Below are 440 nucleotides of genomic sequence, written 5' to 3'. Positions count from 1 at the left end.
CTGGCGGGGCGGCACGCGCTTCGACGCGACGCTGCTCGGCAACCGGGTGCTGGGCGAGCTCGGGCTGACCCACCTCGTGTCGAACTGGTCCGTCGAAGGCGTCTGAGCAGCCGTCGCAGGGGGTCTGCCAGACTGCAGCCATGCGCGTACACATCGGCAGCGACCACGCCGGCTTCGAGCTCAAGGGGCGCCTGATCGAGGCCCTGCGGGCCGACGGCCACGAGGTCGTCGACCACGGACCGGTCGAGTACGACGCCGAGGACGACTACCCGATCTTCTGCATCCCGGCCGCCGAGGGCGTGGTCAAGGACCCGGGTTCCCTCGGCATCGTCGTGGGTGGTTCCGGCAACGGCGAGCAGATCGCCGCCAACAAGGTCCGCGGCGTCCGCTCCGCGCTCGTCTACGACGAGGACACGGCCAAGCTCGGACGCCTGCACAAC

At 70.5% G+C, this 440-nt stretch carries 1 protein-coding gene; it reads left to right on the top strand.

The annotated features are described in order from the left end of the window. Positions 1 to 140 precede the first annotated feature (140 nt). On the top strand, positions 141 to 440 hold a 300-nt coding region (locus RM812_RS42410), incomplete at its 3' end, for an RpiB/LacA/LacB family sugar-phosphate isomerase (RefSeq protein ID WP_311586378.1).

Source organism: Streptomyces lancefieldiae, from assembly GCF_031845825.1.
GTDB lineage: Bacteria > Actinomycetota > Actinomycetes > Streptomycetales > Streptomycetaceae > Streptomyces > Streptomyces lancefieldiae.
Note: the sequence above shows the minus strand (reverse complement) of the source record. Positions and strands in the feature narration are given on the sequence as shown.